We start from the raw sequence: 9,244 nt of genomic DNA, 5'->3' as shown, positions 1-9,244 counted from the left end.
CTGTGCCGCAAGCTCGACCCGATGGTCCCGCCCGAGTCTCGACACCTCATCGAATACGAGCACCGACTAGCCGAAATCTGTTCTGAGATGGAGCGGACCGGCTTCCTGTTGGACCTGGAGTACACCAAGGGCCTCTCGGCCCGGCTCCGGGCCGAGGAAGAAGAGGCCGCTTTTCACGCACTGGCGTTCTTCGGAGTCGAGTCCGTCAACTCCACGGAGCAAGTAGCGGACGCTCTCGAAGACCTGGGGGTGAAGATTCCCGGTCGGACGACGACCGGTAAACGCAAGGTGGATAAAGCCCTTCTGGAATCCATTGCAACCGACGATCCTCCGATCGGGAGTCCCGCCCATCTCGCGGCCGCCGTGATTGAAGCCAAGCGGGCAAGGAAGTGGCGAACCACTTGGATTGACGGGTTCCTGAGCGGCGCGGACAGCGCCGGGCGTGTACACCCGAGCATCAACCATCTTCGCGCCCGCACGGCGCGAATGTCGATCACCGGTATTCCGGCCCAGACGCTTCCTAGTGGCGATTGGATGGTCCGGCGATGCTTCATCGCGGACCCGGGACAAACGATTGTCTCCGTCGACTACAAGGCTCAGGAATTGCGCGTTCTCGCGGCGCTTTCCGGTGACCCGACGATGAGGGAGGCATTCGCTACCGACGCTGACCTACACCAGATGACCGCCGACGCGTCGGGTGTGGATCGCAAGATCGGAAAGATGGTGAACTTCGCCTACGTCTACGGCTCTGGACCGAGGAACATCGCTGAGCAAGGCGGTATCACGGTCGCGGTCGCTAAACGGGTGATCGAGGGATTCGAAGCGCGGTACCCGCGCGTAAAGGACCTCTCGGTGAAGCTCCAGGCGGAGGCCCGGCAGACGGGCCGGATCATCACGCCGACCGGTCGTCGGCTCCCGGTCGACCGAGACCGGGCGTACTCGGCGCTGAACTACATGATCCAGAGCACTTCGCGGGACGTGACGTGCCGGGGCCTGATCCGCCTACACGACGCCGGGTTTACCCCGTACCTACGCCTACCCGTACACGACGAAGTAGTCGCATCGGTCCCCATCACAAAAGCGGAGTGGGGCGCGCGGGAAATCGCGCGGCTGATGCGGATGAATTTCCGGGGTGTCGACATCGACACGGACCCTGAAGTGTACGGGCCGTCCTGGGGACATGGCTATATGAAAGGCTGAGAGATTGAGTGTCAAGCTTCCGCCCCAGGTGTGGGCGGCATTGAGAGGGCATGTGATCTGGGACCCGGACGGCTGGCTCGATAAAGATGCGCCGCCGTTCTGGGAGCCGGTAACCGAAGACGAGTTCTTGCACCGATTCTTCCGATGCACCACTACGCAGATAGCCGAGAGCGGTCGGATGCGGGAATATCAACTCGCGCTCATCGAGCGCAACATAGAAGACCGTTTCTAGGCGATGACGGAAAGGCGGGACGACAAGTGACCGAAGACGAATACCGGGAGCGGGCCGCCGCATTGATGGCAGCAAATGACGAGTGGGTTCCCAAATTCCGCGAGGCAAAAGCACAGGTTGATCGAGTTGCCAACGAGTTTTACGTGCTGCGCGACGAGTGGAGAGCCGCCAACCCCGGCGTGCCATTCCCGAAGGTGCTTCAGTGAGCCGACCGACCTGGGATGAGTACTTTATCGGCATTGCTCGGGCTGTCGCTGCCCGCTCGGATTGCGAGCGGGACAAGGTTGGAGCCGTCGTTGTTCGGAACCACCGAATCCGGGCCACTGGATATAACGGCGCTCCAGCGGGGTGGCCAGGTTGCCACACCTGTCCGCGCCGTACTTCCAACTGCACGCCCGGCAGTTCGTACGATAATTGCATTGCAATCCACGCGGAGGCGAATGCCCTTCTCCACTGTGATCGGGAAGACCTCATTGACGCGACTCTCTACGTAACGCGAGCACCCTGCTACGCGTGCTACAAGCTGATTTCCGGCGCGGGCATTACCCGCGTCGTCACCCCTTAAGGATTAGAAGATGGGTATTTTCCTTTTCGGCCTGAACGCATTTTTCGGCATCTTGAATCTTCTGTGCATCCCGATGGTCGTTGCGTATGGAAACGACCCCGCCCTTGTGTCGGCTAACGTGATTGCGGCGGCTTTATCATTCCTTGTAATGTACGTCGTCGCCGATTCGGACTTGATGTGACCGGCTCTGAACTGCTGGGATTGCACTGACCCGGCCTGATAACTACGACCCACGAAGGACTTCTTATGAGTTCTCCCATGCCGCTATTCGCAGGCATGTGCTGCATCTGTTACGAGTCGATCCGGGAGGGGGACCACATCGTGGATTCCGAAGGCGCGAAGTGGGATGTGCATCGGGGCAAGTGTGCTGATAGGGCAGGAATCTCAGATGGATTCGACTCCACCCCTCCAACGTTCTGACCCAACAGATATACTCCCCAGCCCGGCCTCTGAGCCGGGCTTTTCTGTTCCATCGAAAGGTAATGCCCCCATGTCTCTCCGTGACGCCAAGCGACGCCAGCAGGCGGCCAAGAACCGCCGTGCAGGATCGAGCAACACGAGCACCCCGTACGACACCACCTATTCGGGCTACTACAGCGCGTCTTCCTCTTCCTCTTCCTCTTCGAGTTCGTGTGACTCGTCTTCGTCCAGCTCCGGGGGCTGCGATTGATCGAGTCAATTAATGGGGACTCTCGGAAGGTCGCAATCAAGCTCACTGGAAGCACCGATACTGCGAACTTCTACATTGATGACGCGTTTCTAGTAAAGGCACTCCGTTCGTCTGCGTGGACTTCCCGGTACCGCCCGACGAGTGTAAGCGGCGCAATGAACTGCGCCGGGCAAACGGCGGTCGATACGTCCCGGAGAAGGTCATCGACCGCATGGCGAAGCGGTACCCACTACGCGACTGGAAGCCGGTCACACCCAAATTCCGACTCGATATCGAGCCTGTGACCGGAATCGGCAGCGAGAACGCCTATATCTGGGACATTGACGGGACGGTGGCGCACATGACCGGCCGGAGCCCATACGACTACAGCCGCGTAGGTGAGGACGCCGAGGACGTATACGTCCGGGCTCTTCACTGGGGTATCTGTGACGGAATTCCGGATGCGAAGCACCTTTTCGTGTCTGGTCGTAACGAGGAATGCCGGGACGTTACTCAGCACTGGCTTGCGGCTATGGGCTTCCGGGTCGACGCCCTTCTTATGCGCAAGGCGGGCGATACCCGAGATGACGCGGTGGTGAAGCTCGAAATCTTCAACGAGCACATTCGGGACCGATACACCGTCCTCGGTGTATTCGATGACCGGGACCGGGTTGTCTCAATGTGGCGGCGATTGAATCTGAAGTGCTTCCAGGTTCAGCCAGGGGATTTCTGACGTTTGTCACGGGGAGAACATAGATGTCCTGCAATCTGCCGCCAATCCGCGACTAGATAACCAAGAAACAGAGGTAGCGATTTTGAACTTTGACAAGCCGAAAAACGAGAACTACGCGGCGGTTGTCGCCCGAGTGCCCGCCGTCGTCCCGATTATCGGCCGGGACCGAATCGTCATGATTCCGATTTTCGGTCATACCGCCATCGTGCAGAAGGGCTGGAATGTGGGGGACCTGGGGTTTTCTTCCCCGCAGAGGTCCAGCTCTCCCACGAGTACGCCAGTGCCAACAACATGTATCGGCACGCCGAGAACAACGCAGACGGCACGGTCACCGGGTACCTGGAGGACAACCGCCGGGTGAAGGCGATCAAGCTTGGCGGCCAGCGGTCGAACGCGATTTTCATGCCGCTGTCCTCGCTGGAAGTGTTCGGCATCGACCCGGCCGACCTTCGGGAAGGTGACACCTTCGACACGATCAACGGCCAGGAAGTCTGCCGTAAGTACGTGATCCGGGAGCCGAAAACGGCCACCGGCAACCAGCCGGTCACGAAGCGCCCCGGGCGCGTCGACCCGAGGATGTTCCCCGAGCACCTGAGCACTGCGAGCTACTTCCGCAACGCCGATCAGATCAACGACGCTGATTACGTGTACGTGACGCAGAAGCTTCACGGCACGAGTATCCGAGTCGGCCGAACTCTGGTGAACCGCAAGCTGACGATCCGCGAGCGCCTTGCTCGGCGGATGGGTGTGCGAGTCCAGACCACCGAGTATGACCAGGTGTACGGCTCGCGCCGGGTGACCAAGGACGCGAACGACCCGAATCAGCGGCACTTCTACAAGTCGGATATCTGGACCCAGAAGGGCCGAGAGCTTGACGGTTTGATCCCGGATGGCTTCCTGGTCTTCGGTGAGTTGGTGGGGTGGACACCGGACGGTGAGCCCATCCAGAAGGGCTACACCTACCAGATTCCGAAGGGGCAGAGCCGCCTTTACGTCTACCGCGTGGCAACGATCAACGACCAGGGCTTGACGGTCGATCTGTCGTGGCCCGCCGTCCGCGAATTCTGCGCGGAGCGCGGCCTGGAGGTCGTCCCCACGCTGTACGAGGGCTATGCAATGGACCTCGATGTGAACGACCTCATGGACATCAGGTACCGAGATGCCGGATGGCGGACCGCCGTCCCGTTGGACGAGAACGGAACCGTGGACGAAGGTGTCGTTATCCGTCGTGAGGGCATCACACCGCTTCTGCTGAAGGCGAAGAGCCCGGCGTTTCTGGAGCACGAAACGAAGATGCTCGACGCTGGCACCGTCGACCTGGAGTCGGCAGTGGCGTAAGCCGGTGCTACCCTGAAGGTGTCAGCTATTCTCGACCCGAGCGGCTGACGCCCGATTACCCGATCGGATACCAGAGAAACCCCCTACTCGCACGGTAGGGGGTTTTTCTCGTTTCCAAGGCGCCCTTGGACTCACTGTTTCCCCAGCTAGACCGGTATTTTCAATCTGATTGTTGACACAAAACAAGCGATGGGGTAATCTTCTAGATGTCACCAAGACGGGACATTGAAAACTCCAGAGTGAAAGGTCAGACCATGATCAAGGACATGATTGCCGCGTACGAGTCGCTTGCTCAGTCCGAGGATGGTTACCAGGAAGCTTCCCAGGTCTGGGCCGAGATTGAGGCCCTGGCGGAGGAAAGCATCGAGGCTCACCGCTTCGTCTACGGCAGTGATGAGCACGTTGATTACCTGGACCCGACGAATCCGATGGCCTTGACGGTGAAGCGTAAGCGTCTGGAACTCCAGACCACGTTTTCCCCGATGAGCCTGAAGATCGCGGACTATGAGGCCAAGAAGAACCGCTATGAAATGGCGGACATCAACCGGGACCTTAAGGACCGGCGTCGGGCCTACATCCTGAGCGGCAACTGAGAGACCGGGCTAGCTGGTACCTAGCCCGGTCAACCAGGATCATAGACGAAGAGAGCCCCCTACCACCCCGGTAGGGGGCTTTCGTCGTCTCGGGGCTATGTGATCTTCTCGCCCATGATGTCTACCAGTTCCCAACGCTTGCCGGGGTGGAGGACGAACCGGATACCGCGTTCCTGGAGTAGCTTCCTCCGCTCTTCCTGGGAGGACCGCGCCCACACTTCAGCGTTCGTCTCTCCGGTCGTTTCCTCCCTCCAGGTAGGTGCAACTACCGGATTGGCCTGCAAGGCGTTCCTGCGGCCAACGAGAGACGAAAGACGGGTCATGTAGAGATTCTGGTCTTCCTCGGTTGTGATGAGTCCGGCGTCGGATTCCATTCGCAATCGCTTTATGGCTGCTTCAACCTCTTCCAGCTCTCGCGAGTTGTCCGACCCGGGGACAAAGATTCGACGGGTGACCGCCTGCTGTCCGTACGTCTCGATAAATAGTTCCTCTAGTAGAAATTCCGCCTCATCGGCACGGGTTCGAAGCTTGCACTTCTGGCACCGGTAGTACCGGAATTCCTTGCCTCCCGGAACGTTCTGCTGGACCTGGTGCGAGAGATTGCTACCGCACTTTCCGCAGAATCCAACGCTGAGTAACGGGTTAGGACTGTTCACGCGGCGCTTGCCTGAGTGGGACCGGGCCGCAACGGCTTCCTGGATTCGCGTCCACGTCTCGTCATCAAAAGTCGGATCAGCAAGGCGGATCATCGACCCGTCTTCGGTCAGCACCGGCTTGCCCTGGGACATCTTGATTCCCTGGGTACGAAGGGAAGTCAGCATGTCACGGAGATTCGTCACAGTCCAGGGATCAGCCTTCGGCTCCCTTCCGGCCTCCACCTTCGCCCGGTTCATGTTCGTCAAGACGCCTGTCGCGTTGAGATGGGCCACGATGGACGAAAAGGAGTCTCCGGCGAGCAATCGGGGCGCGATGACCTCCCGGAGGACTCGCCGCCCCTCCGGGTCCGGGACCAAGCACCGACCCTTACCGGACGGGTGCGGGGCGGTCCAAAACCCGTACGGCGGTACGCCGTTCGCCCATCGGTCCGTTTGCCGGATGATGCGGTGAGCATCCTTGGCCCTGGATTTGAAACGGTTCAGTTCCATCTGTGCGAAGAAACTCGCAACCATGATGAAGAACTCAGACATCATACGCTCGAAACTGTCCACGTCGTCGCGGTAGTTGAGGACCATCCCGTCCTCGGCAAAGACAAGAATCTTCTTCCGCGCTTCGATCCAGCGAGCAAGGTCCACCGTGTCCCGGATGGATCGAAACGCCCGGTCGACCTTCGAGAAGACGAGCATGTCCCACTCGTGGGCGCGCTCATCGGTCAGCCACCGGCCCAGGTCTGGACGATCAAACGGGGTGTACTTGTCCGCCGACACGTCCAGGTCTTCGAACGTACCGACGATACGGTGTCCTCGAGACACGACCCAACTTGACCCGGTGCCGATCTGTGCTAGGTTGCTGACTTTCTCCGCGCCCTTCAGGACGGAGACACGCGCGCCGACCAGCGCGCGGAGTGATGTGGCTGCCATAATGGGAACTCTATCAGTCTCGGACAGCCGAACGGGATTCCGATGATCGAGACGAACAGCGGGATGCTGGTGAGCAGGTGCCCGATCGCCAGCCACCACCCGGCCACCAGGAACCAGATGATGTTGCCGATCAGCGAACCCGCTCCCGCGCCGGGCTTCTCGACGGTGGTGCGGCCGAACGGCCACAGCACGTAGGCGGCGATGCGGAACGAGGCGATCCCGAACGGGATGGTGATGATCAACACGCAGCAGATGATCCCGGCCACGATGTAGCCGAGCGCCATCCAGAATCCCGCGAAGATCAGCCACAGGATGTTGAGCACCAGCTGAATCGGCTTCACGCTCTCCAGGATGCCAGCTCGGCGCGGTGCCCGCAGGTGGTCGCGGACACCGGGCGGCCACCGGGCAGGATGGAGACGTGGCCGAAGTGATCGACGTGGACGACCCCGCCGACCCGCGGGTGGACGACTTCCGCGACCTGTCCGACGCGGACCGTCGCCCGGACCTGCCCGGCGGCAAGGGACTGGTGATCGCCGAGGGCGTGGTCGTGGTGCAGCGGATGCTGGACTCGCGGTTCACCCCGAGTGCGCTGCTGGGCGTGGCGCGGCGCTACGACCAACTCGCCGCCGACCTGGCCGCGGTGGACGTGCCCTACTACCGCACCAGCGCGGAGGTGATGGCCGAGATCGTCGGCTTCCACCTCAACCGCGGTGTGCTCGCCGTGGCCCGCCGACCGCCCGCGCTGAGCATGGCCGAGGTGGTGGCCCGGGCCCGCACGGTGGCCGTGCTCGAGGGCGTGAACGATCACGAGAATCTCGGCTCGATGTTCCGCAACGCCGCCGGGCTCGGCGTCGACGCCGTCCTGTTCGGCGACCGCTGCTCGGACCCGCTCTACCGGCGCTCGGTCCGGGTGTCCATGGGGCATGTGCTGCGGGTGCCCTTCGCCCGGGTGCCCGCCTGGCCGGACGGGCTGGCCACGCTGCGCGAGCACGGTTTCCAGCTGATCGCGATGACACCCGATCCGGCCGCGCGCAATCTGGCGAGCGCGATGACCGGCGAGCGGGTGGCCCTGCTGCTCGGCGCCGAGGGCCCCGGCCTCACGGCCGAGGCGATGCGCGCCTGTGACGTGCGCGCCCGCATCCCGATGACGCCGGGCACCGACTCGCTGAACGTCGCCACCGCCGCGGCGATGGCCTTCTACGAACGGGTGCGGACCGCATGAGGGGCGTGACCATGACCGAGAATCCGCCGGTGCAGGACCCCACCCCGTGGGCGGCGGGCATCACCGTGACGGTGCTCGTCGCCGCGCCGGCCACCGTCGCGGTGTACGCGTTCGGCGCCGCGCTGGCGCAGGTGCATCCGGCGCTGGCGGTGCTGATCAACCTGATCGCCGTCGGCGGCGCGGCGCCGACGGCGTGGCGCTGGCGGCACACCCCGGTCACCCGCTGGGTGCTGCTCGGCTGCGCGGTGGGCGTCGGACTCGGTTGGCTCGGATTGATCATCGCCGGTCTCGCCGCGCTGTGATGCGGGGATCAGCCCGAGTGGTCACCGCGCAGCCAGCCGCGCAGCCCGCGCCGCTGTGGGCGGGGCGGTGAGTGCGGGGCGGGGTCGTCGGGTGCGTCGTCGGTGAGCGTCTGCCCCTTGGGCACCAGGGTGAACCCGCAGACCGCGACGTCGCCGGGCACGAGCGCGCCCTCGGCCGCGGGCGCGCGGTAGTGGAAGCCCAGCCACTCGTTGTTGGCGGCGTCGGCGAAATCCGGCGGATCGAACGGCAGGCACTGCGGGTCGGGCAGCTCGCCCGCGCGCCACTGCACCGGGTGCTCCCCCGCCCAGAACGGCCGCTCCCACACCAGCGGCAGTCCCTCGTCCTCGAGGATGTTCACCCGCGAGGAGGAGAACGCGCGACGGAATTCGCCGCGCTCCCACTGTGCGAACGCCCCCCAGCCCATCGTGACGTCGAACGCCACCAGGTAGGTCTGCTCGGAGGCCAGCGGGCGGATCAGCAACTCCGGCAGCGCGGTCGGCCTCGGCAGGCGCACCTGCCGCGAGCACACCACCGTGACGCCGGGATAGCAACCGATGTAGACCTCGTCGGCGTCCGGGCCCGCGCACCCGGCCAGTGTGCCGACCATCTTCGGCACCACGTCGTAGTCCTCGTGCAGCTGCTTGGCGAGCGCCTGGGCCGCACCGGGATCCGGATCGGGATTCGCACGCAGCACGGCCAGCGGGTCGGCGGCGTCGACGTACCAAACGGTTGAGGCTCTGGACAACATTTCCGGCACCTCCGATCGCTGCGCGAGTCACCTCGCGAACTCTCCGCTACCGTACGTGTCCACGGTACGTGCCGGAAAATCGGA

The 9,244-nt window shown here is 62.8% G+C and carries 13 protein-coding genes; 10 read left to right on the top strand and 3 right to left on the bottom strand.

What is annotated here, in order from left to right; genetic code table 11:
* Positions 1-21: 21 nt before the first annotated feature.
* From AMO33_RS32335 to AMO33_RS16965, 8 genes are all read left to right on the top strand, one after another.
* The gene (locus AMO33_RS32335) at positions 22-1,200 is read left to right on the top strand and encodes a DNA polymerase A family protein (RefSeq protein WP_197657770.1); all 1,179 of its coding nucleotides are present in this window, start codon (positions 22-24) and stop codon (positions 1,198-1,200) included.
* 4 nt (positions 1,201-1,204) lie between these two features.
* Complete coding sequence (locus AMO33_RS16980; protein WP_139337591.1) at positions 1,205-1,432, top strand: hypothetical protein; 228 nt, start codon at positions 1,205-1,207, stop codon at positions 1,430-1,432.
* Between the two features lie 26 nt (positions 1,433-1,458).
* The gene (locus AMO33_RS31520; RefSeq protein ID WP_139337592.1) at positions 1,459-1,638 is read left to right on the top strand and encodes a hypothetical protein; all 180 of its coding nucleotides are present in this window, start codon (positions 1,459-1,461) and stop codon (positions 1,636-1,638) included.
* Entirely contained in the window at positions 1,590-1,997 is a 408-nt protein-coding gene (locus AMO33_RS33020) for a deoxycytidylate deaminase (protein WP_307584754.1), read from the top strand. Before AMO33_RS31520 ends, AMO33_RS33020 begins: the two co-directional genes overlap by 49 nt.
* A 10-nt stretch (positions 1,998-2,007) precedes the next feature.
* Positions 2,008-2,178 carry a hypothetical protein gene (locus tag AMO33_RS31515; protein WP_159005673.1) on the top strand — a complete coding sequence of 57 codons (171 nt, stop codon included), beginning with the start codon at positions 2,008-2,010 and terminating at the stop codon, positions 2,176-2,178.
* A gap of 604 nt (positions 2,179-2,782) precedes the next feature.
* Positions 2,783-3,379, top strand: a complete 597-nt coding sequence (locus AMO33_RS16975) for a phosphatase domain-containing protein (RefSeq protein ID WP_139337593.1) — start codon at positions 2,783-2,785, stop codon at positions 3,377-3,379.
* A 291-nt stretch (positions 3,380-3,670) separates the two neighbouring features.
* A complete protein-coding gene (locus tag AMO33_RS16970) occupies positions 3,671-4,717 on the top strand; it encodes an RNA ligase family protein (RefSeq protein WP_060593205.1) in 1,047 nt (348 codons plus the stop codon).
* A 254-nt stretch (positions 4,718-4,971) separates the two neighbouring features.
* Positions 4,972-5,310: a hypothetical protein gene (locus tag AMO33_RS16965; protein ID WP_060593204.1), complete on the top strand. Its 339-nt coding sequence runs from the start codon at positions 4,972-4,974 to the stop codon at positions 5,308-5,310.
* 95 nt (positions 5,311-5,405) lie between these two features.
* Here AMO33_RS16965 and AMO33_RS16960 read toward each other — a convergent pair whose 3' ends face one another.
* The gene (locus tag AMO33_RS16960) at positions 5,406-6,887 is read right to left on the bottom strand and encodes a recombinase family protein (RefSeq protein ID WP_082668696.1); all 1,482 of its coding nucleotides are present in this window, start codon (positions 6,885-6,887) and stop codon (positions 5,406-5,408) included.
* Positions 6,836-7,219, bottom strand: coding sequence for a YccF domain-containing protein (locus AMO33_RS16955; protein WP_240327563.1), 384 nt, complete (start codon positions 7,217-7,219; stop codon positions 6,836-6,838). Before AMO33_RS16955 ends, AMO33_RS16960 begins: the two co-directional genes overlap by 52 nt.
* 86 nt (positions 7,220-7,305) lie before the next feature.
* Here AMO33_RS16955 and AMO33_RS16950 point away from each other — a divergent pair, with 86 nt between their 5' ends.
* Entirely contained in the window at positions 7,306-8,109 is an 804-nt protein-coding gene (locus AMO33_RS16950; RefSeq protein ID WP_060593203.1) for a TrmH family RNA methyltransferase, read from the top strand.
* A gap of 11 nt (positions 8,110-8,120) precedes the next feature.
* A complete protein-coding gene (locus tag AMO33_RS16945; protein ID WP_060593540.1) occupies positions 8,121-8,411 on the top strand; it encodes a DUF2537 domain-containing protein in 291 nt (96 codons plus the stop codon).
* Positions 8,412-8,419: 8 nt separating this feature from the next.
* Here the strand turns inward: AMO33_RS16945 and AMO33_RS16940 are convergent, their stop codons facing one another.
* Positions 8,420-9,160, bottom strand: a complete 741-nt coding sequence (locus tag AMO33_RS16940; protein ID WP_060593202.1) for a DUF6928 family protein — start codon at positions 9,158-9,160, stop codon at positions 8,420-8,422.
* Positions 9,161-9,244 lie beyond the last annotated feature (84 nt).

Origin of the sequence: Nocardia farcinica, assembly GCF_001182745.1 — a bacterium.
Taxonomy (GTDB): Bacteria; Actinomycetota; Actinomycetes; order Mycobacteriales; family Mycobacteriaceae; genus Nocardia; species Nocardia farcinica.
The sequence above is the reverse complement of the archived record's forward strand: the minus strand, read 5'-3'. Positions and strand labels throughout refer to the sequence as shown.